The sequence below is a fragment of the uncultured Clostridium sp. genome, from assembly GCF_963515715.1.
In the GTDB taxonomy this organism is placed as follows: Bacteria; Bacillota; Clostridia; order Clostridiales; family Clostridiaceae; genus Clostridium_AW.
Window position 1 is genome coordinate 1 of record NZ_CAUPZS010000006.1, and the last position, 18,892, is coordinate 18,892.

Genomic DNA, 18,892 nt, shown 5'->3' on the forward strand with positions numbered 1-18,892 from the left:
ACTTATTTGAGTAAAATTGAGTGTAAAATATTTTAATAATTATAATAATTTAATAAAACCCGACAGGGTGTTGAATCCTGTCGCTTTTGATTTATTTCTTTTATATTTTACAAATATATTTTTAAATATTTCATACTTTAAAAGAGAGGACTATGCATCTCCTTGAACACAAATCTTTACTTTACTTATACGTTTTTCTTTTACCTCTTCAACCTTAAATACAATATTGTCATGTTCTATAATTTGTTGGTCTCCGTTATTAGGTATTTTCCCCAATAAATTCACTAAAAATCCACTAACAGTATCTTGTTCCTCAGAATCTAGATTTATATGAAGATAATCATTTAGTTCGTCTATTGCAAGCAATCCATTAACTAAAAAAGTATTACTATCAATTTTTTTTATTTCCGGCTCGTCATCATCATATTCATCCTCTATGTTACCCATAACTTCTTCTATAAGATCTTCTATAGAGACTATTCCTGAGAATCCACCATATTCATCTATTAATACCGCCATATGTCTTTTTGTAGCCTGAAGTTCTTTAAATAACTCATCAATATTCTTAGTTTCTGGCACAAAATATGCAGGACGTAATATACTTCTGATATCTACATTTTCAAAGCCACGCTTTCTGGATTCAATAAAGAAATCTTTCATATAGAGAATACCTATAATATTATCGCTATCTCCCTCATATACGGGAATTCTTGAGTATCTTTCCTCTATTAATTCATCTAAGTATTCATTTAAAGGAGTATTTATATTAATTAAGTATACTTCAGTTCTTGGTGTCATTACTTCATCAGCTAATTTATCATCGAACTCAAATATACTATTTATCATTTCTTTTTCAGTTTCATTTATAACACCATGTTCTTGTCCAACTTCTACCATTGATTTTATTTCTTCCTTCGATACCTTCTCATCTAAACCTTCTCCATCAAGCCCAACTAATCTAACCAAAACATTGGTTGATGCTGAAAGTAATTTTACAAATGGTACAGTTATTTTAGATACATACATTATAGGCCTCACAGAAAACATTGCAATAGTCTCTGACTTCTGCAGTGCTACCCTCTTAGGAAATAATTCTCCAAAAACCAATGTTATGTATGATAATATAATAGTTACAACAATTAAGGATATTTGTCCACTATAAGGAATATTAAGCTTATTTAGATATAGTGCTAAATCATGTGATATTCCAGTAGCTGCAGAAGCACTAGAAAAGAATCCCGCAAGGGTTATTCCTACTTGTATAGTAGATAAAAATTTAGTTGGCTCCTCCATTAGTTTTATTAATAATTTCGCTCTCTTATTCCCTTCTTCTGCAAGAAGTTTTACTTTGTTTTTGTTTAGTGATACTATTGCCATCTCTGCTGAAGCAAAAAATGCATTCATCAATGTTAAAATGGCTATTAATATTAGTTGCGAAGTTATATTCGCAGGGTCGGGTTCTACTTCCATTATTACTTACCTCCAAATAAAAATATTTTATTCTTATAATAATACCATAATTATTTCAGTTTTTCATGCTTTTACAAATATTTTAATTATTATTAACGTTTAATCTCTTTACTATATGTTTTATATATATTTTTAACTATGAAATTGAATTGTAAAATAAAAAACACCCTACTAAGTAGATTTTACAACAGTCTTTTTAACTGTATCTACTTAATGGGATGCTCTTCAAAGGCTTGTTATTCTATGTTTATTATGTATAGACTAATACAGTAATAAATTATAGATTCGCTAGTTCATCATATTTTGAAATAACTTGATTTACTATTCCATAATCAACTGCTTCATGTGCACTTAACCAATAATTTCTATCTGTATCTTTTTCTACTTTTTCTAAGGACTGGCCAGTAGCTTCACTGATTATGCTATTAATTCTCTTACGCACTCTCAATATCTCTTTTGCTTCAATACCAATATCTGTGGCTTGACCGTTGACTCCACCTAATGGCTGATGTATCATATACCTTGTATTTGGTAAAGAATAACGATCTTGTTTTTCAGCTGCAAGATAAATTGTAATAGCAGCACTTGCAACCCAACCAGTACCAATTACAATAACACGTGGTTTAATAAACTTAATCATATCATGAATTGTATCACCAGCTTCCACATGACCGCCTTGGCTGTTGATAAATAATTTTATTGGTTCATCTCCCATTTCTTGTAGAATTAAGAGTTGTGTAGTCACTTTTTCTGCTAAAGCTTGATTGATCTCTCCAGAAATTATGATTGATCTAGATTTCAATAATTTTTCTTGCACTAAACTTGAATTTTCTTTTTCTTGCTTTTCCTCTTGATTGTTCATGATATCATCCTCCTATCAATTCATATATTTAAATCCAATGATAACAATATAATTATCATCAACTATTTTTAATTTAACTAATTATAACACAACAAACCAAAAATTGTTAATAAAGGAATAAAAATATCAGATTAGTTATTAATCTTTAGTTGTATTTTATCCGATGACTACCATCCGTAATACTCCCTAACGGATGCCACGTCCCTGGATAAGTTCTTCTAAGCTTCAGTTGGAGTAAGTATTCCTTTTTAAGCAAACTCCATCTGAAGCTAAAAATCACTTGATAAGAAAACTCCCATATTCCCAGATTGCTGATTTCAACTAAGTTCTATACCTAATCCTCTTCAAAATAAAAGAGCTCCTCAAATTTCTTATCCAAAGCAATACATAGAATTAAAGCCAACTTTGCAGAAGGATTGAACTGACCAGTTTCAATGGCACTGATGGTTTGTCTGGATACCCCAATGAGTTCCGCCAGCTGAGTCTAATTCATGGATTTTTCCGCTCGAGCCACTTTCAGTCTATTTTTTAATACTAACTCATCATCCATAAGAAAATCCCTTTAATTAAGGGGTCTATAAAACAAATTAATCCTGGGCCCTCTATTTCGTACAACAAATTGCCTATGTAGAAACTTACAACTTTGAAAACAATATGACAATTATTAAGGAAAGTCATTTTGTGACTTCCCTTAATTTACATATGAAAAGGTTGTGAACATACTATCGCTTATTATTTTTGTTATATCAACATTTTGACTTTTATCAATAGAAATTTCAGCTTTTCCTTTTGCATTTCTTCCAACAACTTTAAAAATATACTTTCCTTTTTCTAATTTTATAGTTTTTTCATCCTCTTCATTTCCTATTAATATATTTTTTATTTCCTCTTTAGGACTGATTAAAACTGCTTTAAAATCACCGTTATTAACTGTTGAATTATATTTAAATGTAATTTCACCATCTTCTTCTGATTCTAAATGCCAAATAGTATCTGTTCCGTAAAATCCACTATATTTAAAATCAATCTTATCATTAGAGTCTTCCTTATCTGTTCTTTTTCTATAAGAGAAACTATCCCATTGTTGTACGATTTCATCATTGTCATCGTATATATCTTTTTCCTCACGCCTTGCTTCACAACCACTAATAAGGACTATTAAAAATAATAAACTTATACATAATAAAAATCTATTTTTCAACTTCACTTCTAATCATCCTCTCAATCTTTACTTCGTATTAAATTATAATTACGTACTAAAGTATAAATTACCCATATGCTAATTATAACACAAATTTCCATATAGTGTATGTAGTTATCTGAAACAATATATAGGTTACTTCGTTAAATGTTGGATAAATCGATTAATTATTCAACAACGAAGTTACTGATATAATGCATTGCACATTTTAATTATAATTTTTACTGTCTTATTTAGTAACATATATATTAATTGTGAATATATTACTATAAAGACACCTTCAATTCACCTTTAAAATAGACATAAAATTTAAAAAAGCATGCTAGTACACATCAAAAGTACTGGTATGCTTTTTAAATTGTCTTTTTATAATTTTATCTATTTTGTTCTCTCATCGTATTTTAAAATCAATATCTATGATACTTTTTAAATATTCTTTTTCTGTATTATTACATTCAGTAATCCACCCCATTTTTTCATGAGATATAGTTCCAAACCATACATCATCATTTTCATTTATAAAACTTAAATCTTCTGGAAGTTTAGGAAGTCTCCAATCAAATAAACTAGTAACTCTATTCCTTATTATCAAATTTGTCTCATCATTGCATTCAAAAACATATACTTCTCCTATTGTATACTCTGTATGAGAAAAACTGTTCGATGGTATTATTTCAATAAGGTGCTTCTTCATTTCATCAAATAAGCTAAATACACTATCATCCGCCCTCAAACGATACGGTATATGAAAAAGAAACCTTTTACTTTTTTTAAAAGCAAAATCTATAAGTAATTGATAACATTCATATATTGGTTCACTTATTATATTTATACACATGTACAATCACCTCGTAAATAGCTTCTAATTATAGTTTTGTTATATACCTATATATTAACAAAGTATATAGATTATTGTAAGGACTTGGAAGTAATAATTATGATATTTTTTAAAAATACAACATACAATTAATTATGCAATAAACATATTTTAGGAGGTCTATTTTGGATATTTATAAAGATGATTTATTAAAAAATGGCTTATTATTTGAAAATTCCTTTTGGCTACAAATTTTAGGAGATCATGCACGCTTTATAATTAATGCACTCCCTTCTACAGAACCAAACTTAATAAAAAAAGCAGATTATTTTAAATGTTTATTTGACGAACTTTTAGATAAAGCTAGAAAAGATTTATCACCTAAAGATTTAATGGAATTAACTAAAGCTGCATATAATGCGGCTGAAGAACTGAGGAGTTTTAAACTATATATACTTTCACAACAGATATGTGGAAAAATTAGTTTTAATTTACCTCCAACCTTTGTTAATCATATGGTTAATGAACTTGATGAATACTTAAATGTACTTAATTGTCTTGTGAATAAAGAAAAAGCCTTATTCAATCCTATACATTATCACCTTTTATGGTTACCTGATGGATCAGGTCATGCTAGTTCAATCTCTTCATCTCTGGATATGACTGAAAAAGATTTAATTAAATTAAGCAATAAATTTTCTAAAACTTTTCGCGATTTATACTTAAAAGCTATAGAATTCAAAGGATATATGAGAACAGGACTATGTGAATTTCCTGCACTAGATAGACTCAATGAATGTGCAGACACTGAAATGGATACATTTAGGGAGTTCTTAAAAATTTTAAAATTAAACATATTGGAAAAGAAAATATTAGGAACTTTAGATCCACTTGTACCTGATCATATGTATAGGGAGGAATGCTATTACCAAACTAAGCTATCCCAAACTTCTAAAGTAAAGCATCCAGATTGTGATCCAACCAAACCAAGAATCAAAGAATAATATTTTAAAATTAAGCGTAAATAGTATATTAAAATACTGTCTACGCTTAGTTCATTTTTTCTAAGCTTTTAAATATAACTTTTATTAATTAAATTAAAATCCATACTTTACCTCGAATATATCTATTTCATTTGGATTAAACTAGAGTTATAAAAGTTTAAATATTTATAAAATCTGAACTCCTTATATTCTAATAGTTATTAATTTGCATTCCTAAAATTAACAAAGTATAAATACTGTGCCTCCACAAGCTTTTATTGCTTTATTTAACAACACATATATTTAAGAAATTTTTAATTATTCACCTTCTAAAAAATATAAAATTTTAAAACTATGCCAATACTTTTAATGTGTATTGGCATAGTTTTTTAATTATTTTCTTGGATTAGAGAAGGATGGTTCTGTTGGATTAGGTGCTTCAAAAAAATTACCTGGTGTTGATAAATCAAAATATAGTTTTGAATCTTCTGTTACCCCGAAATCTTTATTAGATGCGGTATCTTTAACTTTATTCAATGCTTCTCTAAATAAAGCATTATGAGCTTCTTCTCTATTTAATAAAAAATCAATTGTTTCGCGTACATATTTATCATTTATTTGACGATATAGATATTCATATACAACTTTAGCTCTTTGTTCAGAAGCTATATTTGAAAGTAAATCTGCTACTATGTCTCCTGTAACAGTTACATAATCTGCTGTCCATGGAGCTCCAGAAGAATTAATTAATACTGGTGCCAATCCTGATAATACATGGATTTCAATTTCTCCGGTTCCTACTGTTTCATAATTTACATCATGACCATTTAATAAGTTGATAGTTTGTGCTACCATCTCCAGTTGCTTAAATAAATATTTGTCTAACTTTTTGGGGTCAGATCAGTTGTAAGGCTTGTAATCCTTATAAAGTTAGTTCTTTGATTATTGATTGATTTATTATATTCTTTATCTTGGTGTCTATATCATCTAACTGTATTTTATTATCTTCCGGACTTCTTATTTCATTAAATACTACTGATAACGGAATATTTATACTGTATACACGGTCTACTACAGCATTTAAATCTGAATAAAATATTGTGTTATTTTGTACCTCAAAACCATTCTTCTCTATTTCATTTAACGCATCACTAAAAGCACCATAAATTTTATCCAACACCGTTTGATTTAATTTTATAATTGTACTTACTTCAACACCTATATCCACAATCCCACCCCCTTCCAACATAGAAACTTCTACATTTTAGCAGACACTCCTTCACCATTCGCTCGATTTATTATTATAATTATTGATATAAACATTATGTATAGTGTTTATCGTTCACATTATACATAATATCTTGCGGATAAGTATTCTGTGCATTAAAAAAGAGCTCATAACATGGCTCTTTTAAAATATTTATAACAAATTTTACTTTATACTATTTTTCAGTTAGATTAATTATAGTTTTTGATTCATTATAGGTATCAGTCAATTGTTGTGCAGGTGAATTGTAAGGTTTAGCCCAACCTCGATTTACAGCTAGTTCTGTGAGAGCAGTATGTCCTCCGACTATTTGATTTAAACCAGCAGAATATATAGCTCTCAATTCTGGAGTACTGCTTGTTAACGTAGCATTAAGATATGCATCAGCTGCAACTTTCCCAGAAGCAAGCATATCTGTAGAAATAACATCATCATTAATATCAACTTTATTTCTAATTAGATTTCCAATTAAATTTGCCATTCTATTATACCTCCTCTGGAACTGATATTTGATTTTCATTAATAAATTGTTGTAATCCTTTTATTCTACCCTCTGCTGCTAGTGCGCTAGATTCACCTTGTCTTTTCAAGTTTTCATCTGTTATTAGTGCATTTACTGCTTTTTGTACAATTAATCCATCTTGTTCCATCTTCAATAGTGATGCTAAAGATAACATTTCTACTTCTGAAAGTTTTCTCATATTCTTACCTCCACTAAATATAATTTATATGTATATGGTTATATTATGTGATTTTTAGCAAGTTAATAATCATGTGAAATTTATCCAATTAAATGAATATTATTTCTGTTTAATTGCTCCATTAACTCTTGCATAGTTTCTATATCTTCACTTAATACAGCTTTAAATACTTACGCTCATGTTAATCAAGTGATTCTTAGCTTCAGATGGAGTTTGCTTAAAAGGAATTACTTACTCCAACTGAAGGTTATTAAGAGAGTTCTTAGAAGCTTTGCTTCTTAGAAATCCTTATCCTTTAGGGGAAGAACTTATCCAGGGACGTAGCATCCGTTATGCACAGCATAAGAACTCTAAATCGCTGAAGCTCAAGAGTTCTACTAATATCTCCCACTTGTGGAAGATGGGAGTATTACGGATGGTAGTCATCGGATAAAGAAATGCAACTGAAAGCTACAGAAAAAGCTAAGAGATATTTTAGACTGGCAAAATAAAAAAACACCCACCGTTCAGTGAGTGCTTTACACAATTTGTGCGACTAAATCTATAAGCCGAGTTCTGTATTAAACAGTCATCTATCTAGGCCTATTGTTACCAATAGGCTCAAGCGATACTACCCGGAAGCGGGACGGGCAATCCCTGTTTATGCTTCCCTATTCGATCTTGCTCCAGGTGGGGTTTACATAGCCGCAAAGTCGCCATTGCGCTGGTGAGCTCTTACCTCGCCTTTCCATCCTTACCATAGATTACTCTATGGCGGTATATCTCTGTTGCACTTTCCTTCAGGTCACCCTGACTGGGGGTTATCCAGCACCCTGCCCTATGGAGCTCGGACTTTCCTCTCCTGTGTTTCCACAGCAGCGACTGTCTGACTTACTCGCAAAAATTATCATATCATATTAAATAAAAAATTGCAAACATTTATCGAAAAATTTACTTGTAATTTCTGTAAATATACTCTATATATACTTATATGGTGGAACAGTTTTTTCTGATATATGTACCTTATTAGTATATCCATTAAAATTAATTTTATTTTCAAGCCAGTTTCCTACTATTTTCATCCCTGGCCACTCGCTTTCGAAATGTCCCATATCTATTATGCCTACACCTTCTTCAGCTAGATCGCTTGCATAATGATAAGTAGTGTCCCCTGTAATTATGCAGTCCGCTCCCATATCCTTTGCTTTATAGATAAAATCACTTCCGCTACCGTTTATTAAGGCTAACTTTTTTATGATAATCTCTTCTTCACTTGAGTATTTCAATGTGGATATGCCAAAAGTTTCTTTAATCTTATTACACAATTCTCCTAATGTTAATGGAGCTTTTAAATCTACTATTCTTCCTATTCCTACTTTATTTTTCCCTACTTCACATGGATTTTTATCATCTATTATTTGCCACTGATCGTATTCTAAGAGTTTAATAGCTAAGTCATTTAATCCATCTACAGTTGAGTCTAAGTTTGTGTGACTTGAATATAGATTTATATCATTTTTTATTAACTCTATTATTTTTTTCCCTTGCAATGTTTTTGTAGTTATATTTTTAGGTTTTATAAATAACAATGGATGGTGAGTAAGTATAAAATTACAACCCTTTTTTTTCGCTTCTTCTATTACATCTAAAGTACAATCGAGAGCTACCAATATTGATTTTACTTCGCACTCTGGGTCTCCAACCATTAATCCTACGTTATCAAAGTCTTCCTTATATTTCAAAGGAGCATAGTCTTCCATTATATCCATTAAGTCCTTAACTTTTAAAGACATGCTATCAACTCCTTTAACTTACATATTTTCTTACTAATTTCATCTTTTTTTATTCTAGCACCCTCAGTGTCTTCCTTTATATAGCCTAGTACTTTATTATATTTATTAATCTTATTTAAAATAAAATCTTTTATGAGTGAATGATTGTTCTGAACAAGATAGTGGCTAACTTCATAAAAAATACTGTCCACCTTTTTAATTTTATTATCATATTGAATTTTAATTATTTCATAATATATTCCTTCTTCAAAACATAATTCCTCTTCAATTATAGTGTAACCTTTAGAATATATATACTCTCTTAACACTTCAGGGTTTTGTACTGGTTGTACTATTGCATAGTCTAAATTTTTAAATACTTCTATTTTTTCTTCTATTATATCTCTAATTAGATTACCACCCATACCTGCTATAATAGCTACATTTGCTTCTCCAACTTTTATGGTGGTAAACCCTCCACCTATTCTACACTCTATTTTATCCTCTAGTTCTTCTCTTTTTATGTTTCTTTTCGCCTTGTCACAGGGTCCTTTATTAATGTCTGAAGCTATTGCTCTTTCGCATATTCCTTTCTTTATGAGGTATATAGGAATATATCCGTGGTCTGTTCCAATATCTGCGCAACAACAGCATTTGTCTACCATATTGGCCATAGTCTTCAATCTCATACTTATATCCATATTTTAAAACAACTCCATGCTAAAAAGTAAATAATATCTTACCTTGAATTATTAGAAATATTAATGCCACCAATAGTGGAATATACATAAATTTATAAGCTGACTTTTTGTCATATTTAGCATAAAAATAGCATACATAGTACATACAAAATAATAATGCCATATTTAAAACACCGTAAGTCATTTGTTTAAATGCAAACTGTTTTCCTGTACCGATTTTTACTGGATTAAAATTAGCATCAAAGCTTAAAGGTATCTTTGCTGGTAATTTGTTTAATAAATATAAAACAAAAGGAGTTAATGTCACTATCACAATTATTATAGTAGTAATTATTAATGGGAGTAAAAATTTTTTATCTTTATGCAAATTTCCATTCCTTTTAATAGAATAATCCCAAGTTGTAGACTTTATCCCTTTATTCAAAAGACACTTTTCAAATCTATCAATATCCTCAGGAGATATGCCATAAATCATATCCTCTGTCTTAATATAAATAATGTCCTTATTTGAAGTTACATACATTTTTGCTACACCCAAATTGTCTATTATGGATTTTCCTAAAGCAAAATAAGTCTTACCATATCCATATAATTTTATGCCCTTTATATCTCCTTTAGTTCTTTGATATCCTAATATAGAATCTATTTTAATAATATCTTTTTTAAGTCCAAAAATACCTTCTATACATATTTTTTCTTCATCTATTATATATATTAAATTATTGTATAATAACATGTAATGCAACTCATATATATTTATTACAATTAGAGTAACCTTAAGCAGGTTTGATAATTCATAAGAATCTATTAAAAATATTAGTATTATAATGAACAAGTTGTATAAAATAGTCTCTCCTATAATATAGGGCAGTCCCTTGCCCTTAATTTGTTTAAAACTTTCCATAGTATCACCTTTACATACATTCATATATGATTATTTTATTTATGGAATAAAGCACCAGGCGGTGCTTCTAATCTAAATAATCCTTTAATTTTTTACTTCTACTTGGATGTCTTAATTTTCTTAAAGCCTTAGCTTCTATTTGTCTTATTCTTTCTCTTGTTACATTAAATTCTTTTCCTACTTCTTCAAGAGTTCTAGCTCTTCCATCATCTAAGCCAAATCTTAATCTAAGGACTTTTTCTTCCCTTGGAGTTAAAGTATCTAATACATTTATAAGCTGCTCTTTTAGCATTGTAAAGGCTGCTGCTTCTGCTGGAGCTGGAGCGTCATCATCTGGTATGAAATCTCCTAAGTGGCTATCCTCTTCTTCCCCTATAGGTGTTTCTAAAGATACAGGTTCTTGAGCTATCTTCATTATTTCTCTTACTTTATCAACTGGCATATCCATATGCTTTGCTACTTCTTCTGGTATTGGTTCTCTTCCAAGTTCTTGTAGTAGCTGTCTTGATACTCTTATTAATTTATTTATAGTTTCCACCATATGTACTGGAATTCTTATAGTTCTTGCTTGATCCGCTATGGCTCTTGTTATAGCCTGCCTTATCCACCAAGTAGCATATGTACTAAATTTATATCCTTTTCTATAGTCGAATTTCTCTACAGCCTTTATTAATCCTAGGTTACCCTCTTGAATTAAATCTAAGAAAAGCATTCCTCTACCTACATATCTTTTAGCAATACTTACAACCAATCTTAAGTTTGCTTCAGCTAATTTTTTCTTAGCTACTTGGTCTCCATCTTCGATTCTTTTTGCTAATTCTATTTCTTCATCTGAGGATAAAAGAGGAACTTTACCTATTTCCTTTAAGTACATTCTTACAGGGTCATCTATTGCTATGCCTTCAGGTACGGATAAATCTAATTCTTCTTCCTGAACCTCTGCATCCTGCATATCTCCTATTACATCTATTCCCATGGATTCTAGAACTTCATATACCTTTTCTATCTGATCTGGGCTTAAATCCACTTCATCTAGTTCATCCATTATTTCTTTATATGTAAGAGTTCCACTTTTCTTACCTTTTTCAATTAGTTTTTTTACTAGTTGCATCTTTGCACCCTTATCTTTCATTAACAAATGCCTCCTTACCTATTACTGCATACCATCCAACTGTTTTTGGATATTAAAAAGCTGTTGTGCTAACTCTAATGATTCTTTAAGTTTTCCTTCAGATTCTAGCTTTTTTATGTTTTCTATAATTTCTTTTTTATTTTGATCTGATTTAAGCTTTTTCAATTCTCTTACATAATCATCTATCAATAACTTATAATCGCAATCTTCATCTATAACATTAACTTCCTTGATTTTTATCCATTCTTCTATAATACTGTAATTCATAAATTCACTTTCTATCAAAGTACCAATTTCCTCTTCATTCCTATCCAAATTTCTTAATACAAATTTATAAATTTCTCTCCTCTTTTGTGAAATGAAATATTCCTCTTTTAATGTTTCTAGTATATATTCTTTCATTTCTTCATTATTTACCATTATATTAATCAAAGTTCGTTCACATTTTACATAAACTGGTTCTAAATAATATTTATTTCCAAAAAATTCATTACTATTCATTAAATCGTTATTATTGCCATCTTTCTGTAATTTATTATTCATTAAATCATATAAAGCCTGATTTTGTATGCCAGTTTCTTGTGAAAGCTTATTTATATAGATGTCTTTTTCTACTGGTTGTAAATCTCTTATTATATCTAAAGCAATTTCTGCATATTTTGCAACATCATTAGGATTCTTTAAATTTAATCCTTTAGCTGCTTTTTCTATTTTATAATCTTCTAGTTCCATTGATCTTTCTACTAATGTCAAAAACTCTTCTTTACCGTTATTCTTTATAAAGTCATCAGGATCTTTTCCCTGTGGTATAGAAAGTACTCTTACATCAAATCCTTCTTCTTTTAGAATTTGTAATCCTCTCAAAGTGGCTTTTTCCCCCGCTGAATCAGCATCATATGCTATAACAACCTTATCTGCATATCTTTTTAATAACTTAGCCTGATTAGAGGTGAAAGCTGTGCCTAAAGAAGCTACGGCTGTTTTCACTCCATGTTGATGAAGGGAAATACAATCCATATATCCTTCGACAATTATAAACATTTTTTCATCATTATTTTCAATTGCATAGTTTATGCCATAAAGATTTGTTCCTTTTTTGAATATCGAGGTCTCTGGAGAGTTCAAATATTTAGGATTTGAGTTATCCATAACTCTCCCTCCAAAACCAATTACCTTCTTCCTATAATCAAACACTGGAAATATGATTCTATTTCTAAACCTATCATAATACCTATCATTTTTATTTTTTAATATTAGTCCTGCTGATAACATATCTAATTCAGTATATCCTTTTCCTTTTAAATGCTTTAAAAGTGAGTCCCATGAATCCAATGCATACCCAAGTCCAAACCTATTAATTGTTCTAGAGCTCAACCCTCTTTTGATTAAATAATCCATAGCTGATTTATTTTTTCTTAAATTGTAATAAAAATATCTAGCCGCTTCTGTGTTAATCTTATAAAGCTTGCTGCTGTTATCGGTAATAGAGGATCTACTGTCTTCTATTTCTATATTCGCTCTATCTGCTAACATTTTAATAGCGTCCACATATGATAAATTTTTGGTCTTCATAATAAAAGTTATTACATTTCCAGCTTCGCCACAACCAAAGCATTTATATATCTGTTTATCTGGAGTAACAGTAAAGGATGGAGTCTTCTCATTATGAAATGGACATAATCCTGTATAGTATTTTCCTGACTTTCTAAGTCTAACAGTTTCTGAAATAATGTCTACTATATTGTTATACTCTTTTACCTTTTGAATGACATCTTCCGATATCATTTACACAATTCACCTAACCTTCAATTATATAATTTCTTACCAAGTTTTATTTTATTCGACAAATAATTTAAAAATCCTTCTTTATTTCAAATTATTTTCTTTAGTAAGATTATCATAAATATATATTCTTTATAAAATTAAAATATCCTTCAAAATCAGATTATTTTATAATTTATCAATTAAATTTATTTTACCCATATTACCTTAGTAATTATTCTATTTATAACTAATATATTACAATTTTGGGCACATATATACTATTAAATAGCAGTAAACAATAATCATCACTCATTCCTGCTATATAATCTGCTACTCCCTGATGGAGTCCTTCCTTTTCCACTATAGTCCTATAGAAATCTGGCATCTTTTGAGGATATTTTAAATAGTATTCATATACCTGTCTTAACACAAACTTAGCTTTATCCCTTTCTTCTTTTAGTATAGCTCCTTTATATACATAAGAAAACATAAAATCTCTTAGATCCCTTAAAGCTTTTTCTACGTTTTCACTTAAAGATACTTCTATATTTCTACTTTTTATATTATTTATAGTAGTATAGACACAATCTTTTACTAATGTGTCTATCCTTTCACCGTGGGTATTGCCTAATATATCTAATACATAATTTGGTATATCTTCTTTTTTTAAAAGTCCTGCTCTTATAGAATCATCTATATCATGGTTTACATAAGCAATTTTATCACTATATCTTACTACCTGCCCCTCTAGAGTGAAAGCCTTTTTATTATTTCTAGAAAAACCGCTATGATTTAATATACCGTCAATAACTTCTTTGGTCAAATTAAGCCCTCTACCCTGATTTTCAATTTTAGTTAGCACTCTAACGCTATTTACATTATGTTTAAAACCATTTGGAAGTAGCTCATTTAATACTTCTTCCCCATTATGTGCAAAAGCTACATGACCTATATCATGCCCAAGGGCAATTGCTTCAATTAAATCTTCATTTAATCCTATGGCTTTTCCTATGGTTTTTCCTATTTGTGCTACTTCTAAAGTATGGGTTAATCTTGTTCTATAGTGATCTCCCCAAGTTTTTATGTAAACTTGAGTTTTGTGTTTTAATCTCCTAAAAGATTTACTATGAATTATTCTATCTCTATCAACCATATAAGTAGTTCTTATCTCGTCCTCTACTTCTTTTGTCTTTCTTCCTAGTGAATTTGCAGATTTAGAAGCCTGAGGAATTAAACTCAATTCCTCATTATACTCGATTTTCTTTCTTATTTCCATAACCATCACCACATTATCTATTCTATATTTTAAGTAAAAAATCCTTTATTTAATATTCCCATTCTAAATATATTCATAAGTACATGTATAATATTAAAAATTAATTAATATGATTATAAAGAGAAAACTAAGATAAGGAGTGTTCATATGCCTATTGCGGCAGGAAAATATAATATTAATATATTAGCTGAAGAAAATATAAAAAAGTACATTCTACCTTATTATGGTCTCGAGAATTTTTCAGTTACTCAGATTAAATTTAAAGACACAGATAAGCAAAGAGCCGTTTATAAGATATACTTAAAAGATGAAAGCTATTGCTTAAAAAAAGTTTATTTTCCACTAGATCAACTTCTCTTTGTCTACTCCTCCATCGAATGGTTTTATAGATATGGTATTAATGTACCAAAAATATTACCTACTTTAGATAGGAATAGATACGTGGAATTTAATAGTATGTTATTTATATTAACCCCATGGATACAAGGGGAAAAATGCGATTATGACAAAGAAGAACATGTTTTAGTTTCTGCCAAAAACTTAGCTTTAATGCATTTATGTGGTAAAAACTTCTCTCCTATAAAAGGGAGTTATGTACGATATGGAAAAGATGATATTCACAGATCTATTCAAAAGCGCTTTCATCAACTTTTAAACTGTTCTAATCTTGCTTTTAATTATAAAGATAATTTTTCAAAAATATTTTTACAAAACTTTGATACAAATATACTAATGGCTCAAGCCTCATTAAACGTTGGATCTACAATCGATAGCTCTAATCTTAGCACCTCTTTATGTCATCTTGATTACGTTAATAAAAACATAATTTTTGACACTGAAAGTAACATATGGGTAATAGATTTTGATAAATGTAAAATTGATTATTGCGTTCATGATATCGGATATTTCATGAGAAGATTTTTAAGGAGAGATAAAACCAATTGGAATGTACAATTAGCGTTAAACTGTATTCATGCATATGAAAGTGTTAAGCCATTAACCTTGGATGAATATAAATATCTTTTAGTATACGTAGGTTTCCCTCAAAAATATTGGAAGATATCTAGGGACTATTATAAAAATATTAATAAATGTAATAAAAAATCCTTTATCAAAATTTTAAATAAAGCCATAGAAAACAACGATAAACAATTAGAATTTGTGATGGGTTTTAGTAAGTATATTGAAGAAAGATTTAATGTTAAATTGTAAAAAAAACTTTGATTTTTTAAATTGAGAATTGAGAGTGGAGAATTGAAAATTAATGAGTGTATTTTCCTTATGAAAATACATTATAATAAAAGCTTTTGGTATTACCCAAAAGCTTTTATCAACTACAAGAATTTTTCCTATAAAAATTCTATCATTTATTATCACTATCAATTTCCAACTATCAACTATTAACTCTAAACTATTAAGTTTTATTTCTTATTTCTATTCTTCACTACCATCTTTCATATCTTTTATTGCATTATTATATTTTTCTAAAGCTTCATTGGTGTTTTTAGGTAATCCTTGAATATCAATTTTAATCTCTTTATCAGTTTTAGCTTTAATTGTATTTGATTTCATAACATCAGTTAAATCAAATCCTATAGTTTCTTTAACTGCTTCAGTAACTGCTTTAAGTGCTCCAACTGTATAACCCATTACATTAGATACACCGTCTGAACCCTCTCCAGAACCACCTATAATAGTAATGTTTCCAATCTTTGATAATGGCTCTGCAACAGCTTTTGCAATCTCTGGTAATTTTTCAATAACCATCTGTAATTTACCTGCTTCATCCATTTTAGCAAGCGCTTCAGCTTTCTTTTCAAGAGCTTCTGCTTCAGCTAAACCTTTAGCTCTTATAGCATCTGCATCTGCTAAACCTCTTGACTCTATAACCTTAGCTTGTGCCTCTCCCTCTAATCTCAATTTCTCAGCTTCAGCCTCAGCTTTCTTTAACTGTTCAAACTTATTAGCTTCTGCCTCTAATTCTCTTCTTTTTCTTTCTGCTTCAGCAGGTTTAACAACTGTTTCTAATAATTCTGCTTGTTTTCTTTCTGCCTTTTTCTCCGCTAGTTCTATTCTTCTTTGCTCAGATGCAATCTCTATTTGAACTTCAGCTTCAGCTATTTCTTTATCACGTTGCTTCTCAAGAAGCGTAGCATCCATTTCAGTACCCTTCGTTTCTTTGGATGTTATATTAGATTGAATTTGATAAGCCGCGTCAGATACAGCTCTCAGTCCCTCTTGCTCTTTCTTGTATGCTAGAATTTTTAATTGTTTATTTTTCTCTGCCTCTGCCACCTGAGCTTCAGCCTCTAATTCTGCTTGCTTACCTATTCTACGTGCTTCAGCTGTTCTTATTTGCTTTTCTTTAGCCGCTTCAGCTGTTTTTATTTCTCTTTCCTTGTCTGCCTCAGCTTCAGCTATAGCCGCCGCTGATTTCACCTTAGCTATTTGCTCTTTACCTAATGCCTCTATATATCCCTCATCATCTGTAATATCATTTATAGTAAATGATTTTAACTCTAATCCCATATCTCCAAGCTCAGTTCCTGCTACTTGCTGAACTTTAGCCGCAAAACTTTCCCTATCATTGTATATATCTTCAACACTCATTGATGATACAATTTCACGAAGTTTACCTTTACATACCTCAGATGCTTGTGTTCTTATATTACTAACTGTTTCAGCTTCTTTGTTACTATTAAACTGCTGTACTGCCGCTAATATGCTACTCTCATCATTCTTTACTTTTATAACTACTACACCTTCAGCATTAATCGTAACCCCTAACGCTGTCTTTGTTTGCCTAATCTCCACTGAAAACATAATATTTTCCAAAGTAATTGTATCTATTCTCTGTACTACTGGTATTACAACTGTTCCACCACCAGTTACTACTTTAGGTTTTCCAAAACCTACAATTACTGCCGCCTTGTCTGAAGGAACTTTTTTCCATGTACTCAATATTCCAGCAAGGACTAGTATTAATCCAATTATTATAAGTCCAACTGTTCCAAATACTGAACCAAAAATAACCTCTGCCATTGATATACCCCCCATTTATTTAATTTTTATTGCTTACCTTTTGGTAATATAACGTAACAAATTTTTTTCTCACTATCAAAATCTGATATTATTACTTCTTGTCCTTGGTTTATAACATATTCACCTTCGATACCTGCATAAGCACTTAATGTTGCTCTATAAGTTATAATAGCTCCTGTACTATCTGTTAATGATATAACGCCATCACTAAAGGGTGTTATTCTTAATACTACAATACCCACCATACCTATTAAATCACTGGATTTTAATGCTCTGGGATCATTTGATTTTAATTTACGTACTATAAACTTATATATAGATATATATGCTATTATTGAAGCTATTAAAGATACTCCTAGTAGTAATACAACTGTTATAGTGTTAGTCATAAACTTCATTAAAAATAATCCAAGTGAACTAAATACTATTAGTGCAAATGAAAAACACATTACATTAAATGGAATAAGTCCATCAAGATCTATGTCAACATCAAAATCTAAATCAATTAATGAAGTAGTTGTGCCTAATACGATGTCTAATAAAGGAATTATGAAACCTATGAATAAACATATCTCTAATATCCTTTTTAATAAATTCATGCTCACCAAATATCCCAACCCCTTATTTTATTTCTTAATGCCCATTCTCTCCACATCCCCTACATCTTCAATAGTTGGTTCCTCAAATATTAATTTTAGTATATCATCCCAATTATTGTATGTAAAGTTAGTAATATCAAAAACATCTTTTGTATTCTCTTTTTGCTCAAAAATGCTTTTCCTAAATTCCATGTTAATATATCTTACTTATATTAATTTTATTTGTGTACATTAATTGCTTACACCCTTATGCTCTAATCTCACTCGCACCACAGAAATGCTCCATAACTATTTCAAAAAGTATTCCATAATAACTGTTTTTCTTTTAAAATTCTGCTCCAAAATATAAATTTTTAATAAAAATAAGGTATTGCACTTAAAATCACTAATGAAATTAAGTTACAATACCCTATACTTTTTAT

General features: G+C 29.7%; 18 protein-coding genes, 1 other RNA gene and 2 pseudogenes. 2 read left to right on the forward strand and 19 right to left on the reverse strand.

Annotation, left to right across the window (positions count from 1 at the left end; all coding sequences use genetic code 11):
* Positions 1-150: 150 nt before the first annotated feature.
* The 5 genes and pseudogenes from RYO54_RS06380 to RYO54_RS06400 form a co-directional block, all read right to left on the reverse strand.
* Positions 151-1,470, reverse strand: coding sequence for a hemolysin family protein (locus tag RYO54_RS06380; RefSeq protein WP_315116819.1), 1,320 nt, complete (start codon positions 1,468-1,470; stop codon positions 151-153).
* Between the two features lie 277 nt (positions 1,471-1,747).
* Complete coding sequence (locus RYO54_RS06385; protein ID WP_315116821.1) at positions 1,748-2,332, reverse strand: ATP-dependent Clp protease proteolytic subunit; 585 nt, start codon at positions 2,330-2,332, stop codon at positions 1,748-1,750.
* Positions 2,333-2,666: 334 nt separating this feature from the next.
* Positions 2,667-2,882, reverse strand: a pseudogene (locus RYO54_RS06390) (helix-turn-helix transcriptional regulator).
* 141 nt (positions 2,883-3,023) lie between these two features.
* Positions 3,024-3,539, reverse strand: a complete 516-nt coding sequence (locus RYO54_RS06395) for a hypothetical protein (protein ID WP_315116822.1) — start codon at positions 3,537-3,539, stop codon at positions 3,024-3,026.
* A gap of 385 nt (positions 3,540-3,924) precedes the next feature.
* Positions 3,925-4,371 carry a hypothetical protein gene (locus RYO54_RS06400; RefSeq protein ID WP_315116824.1) on the reverse strand — a complete coding sequence of 149 codons (447 nt, stop codon included), beginning with the start codon at positions 4,369-4,371 and terminating at the stop codon, positions 3,925-3,927.
* Positions 4,372-4,535: 164 nt separating this feature from the next.
* On the opposite strand from RYO54_RS06400, the gene RYO54_RS06405 reads away from it, so the two are divergent.
* The gene (locus RYO54_RS06405; protein WP_399549140.1) at positions 4,536-5,354 is read left to right on the forward strand and encodes a DUF2935 domain-containing protein; all 819 of its coding nucleotides are present in this window, start codon (positions 4,536-4,538) and stop codon (positions 5,352-5,354) included.
* A 372-nt stretch (positions 5,355-5,726) separates the two neighbouring features.
* Here RYO54_RS06405 and RYO54_RS06410 read toward each other — a convergent pair.
* From RYO54_RS06410 to RYO54_RS06460, 11 genes and pseudogenes are all read right to left on the reverse strand, one after another.
* A pseudogene (locus tag RYO54_RS06410) lies at positions 5,727-6,194 on the reverse strand (manganese catalase family protein); the annotation flags it as partial.
* Between the two features lie 61 nt (positions 6,195-6,255).
* Complete coding sequence (locus RYO54_RS06415; RefSeq protein ID WP_315116826.1) at positions 6,256-6,561, reverse strand: hypothetical protein; 306 nt, start codon at positions 6,559-6,561, stop codon at positions 6,256-6,258.
* A gap of 214 nt (positions 6,562-6,775) precedes the next feature.
* Positions 6,776-7,081: a spore coat protein gene (locus RYO54_RS06420; RefSeq protein ID WP_315116828.1), complete on the reverse strand. Its 306-nt coding sequence runs from the start codon at positions 7,079-7,081 to the stop codon at positions 6,776-6,778.
* Between the two features lie 4 nt (positions 7,082-7,085).
* The gene (locus tag RYO54_RS06425) at positions 7,086-7,301 is read right to left on the reverse strand and encodes a hypothetical protein (protein ID WP_216437866.1); all 216 of its coding nucleotides are present in this window, start codon (positions 7,299-7,301) and stop codon (positions 7,086-7,088) included.
* A gap of 528 nt (positions 7,302-7,829) precedes the next feature.
* An RNA gene (gene rnpB / locus RYO54_RS06430) (RNase P RNA component class A) lies at positions 7,830-8,178 on the reverse strand.
* A gap of 79 nt (positions 8,179-8,257) precedes the next feature.
* Positions 8,258-9,073 (reverse strand): Nif3-like dinuclear metal center hexameric protein, encoded by an 816-nt coding sequence (locus RYO54_RS06435; RefSeq protein ID WP_315116832.1) that lies wholly within the window; start codon positions 9,071-9,073, stop codon positions 8,258-8,260.
* Entirely contained in the window at positions 9,064-9,753 is a 690-nt protein-coding gene (locus RYO54_RS06440; RefSeq protein ID WP_315116834.1) for a class I SAM-dependent methyltransferase, read from the reverse strand. Before RYO54_RS06440 ends, RYO54_RS06435 begins: the two co-directional genes overlap by 10 nt.
* A gap of 19 nt (positions 9,754-9,772) precedes the next feature.
* Positions 9,773-10,657, reverse strand: coding sequence for a PH domain-containing protein (locus RYO54_RS06445; protein WP_315116835.1), 885 nt, complete (start codon positions 10,655-10,657; stop codon positions 9,773-9,775).
* A 67-nt stretch (positions 10,658-10,724) separates the two neighbouring features.
* Positions 10,725-11,789: an RNA polymerase sigma factor RpoD gene (gene rpoD / locus RYO54_RS06450; RefSeq protein ID WP_315116837.1), complete on the reverse strand. Its 1,065-nt coding sequence runs from the start codon at positions 11,787-11,789 to the stop codon at positions 10,725-10,727.
* A gap of 21 nt (positions 11,790-11,810) precedes the next feature.
* Complete coding sequence (gene dnaG, locus RYO54_RS06455; RefSeq protein WP_315116839.1) at positions 11,811-13,574, reverse strand: DNA primase; 1,764 nt, start codon at positions 13,572-13,574, stop codon at positions 11,811-11,813.
* A 226-nt stretch (positions 13,575-13,800) separates the two neighbouring features.
* Entirely contained in the window at positions 13,801-14,829 is a 1,029-nt protein-coding gene (locus RYO54_RS06460) for a deoxyguanosinetriphosphate triphosphohydrolase (protein WP_315116840.1), read from the reverse strand.
* Positions 14,830-14,976: 147 nt separating this feature from the next.
* On the opposite strand from RYO54_RS06460, the gene RYO54_RS06465 reads away from it, so the two are divergent.
* Positions 14,977-16,041 carry a CotS family spore coat protein gene (locus tag RYO54_RS06465; RefSeq protein ID WP_315116842.1) on the forward strand — a complete coding sequence of 355 codons (1,065 nt, stop codon included), beginning with the start codon at positions 14,977-14,979 and terminating at the stop codon, positions 16,039-16,041.
* Positions 16,042-16,263: 222 nt separating this feature from the next.
* On the opposite strand, the gene RYO54_RS06470 is transcribed toward RYO54_RS06465, so the two are convergent.
* Genes RYO54_RS06470 through RYO54_RS06480 form a run of 3 tightly spaced genes read right to left on the reverse strand, consistent with a single transcriptional unit; the run spans position 16,264 to position 18,662 of the window.
* The gene (locus tag RYO54_RS06470) at positions 16,264-17,871 is read right to left on the reverse strand and encodes an SPFH domain-containing protein (protein WP_315116843.1); all 1,608 of its coding nucleotides are present in this window, start codon (positions 17,869-17,871) and stop codon (positions 16,264-16,266) included.
* A 26-nt stretch (positions 17,872-17,897) separates the two neighbouring features.
* A complete protein-coding gene (locus RYO54_RS06475) occupies positions 17,898-18,470 on the reverse strand; it encodes a hypothetical protein (RefSeq protein ID WP_315116845.1) in 573 nt (190 codons plus the stop codon).
* Positions 18,471-18,497: 27 nt separating this feature from the next.
* Complete coding sequence (locus RYO54_RS06480; RefSeq protein ID WP_315116847.1) at positions 18,498-18,662, reverse strand: hypothetical protein; 165 nt, start codon at positions 18,660-18,662, stop codon at positions 18,498-18,500.
* Positions 18,663-18,892 lie beyond the last annotated feature (230 nt).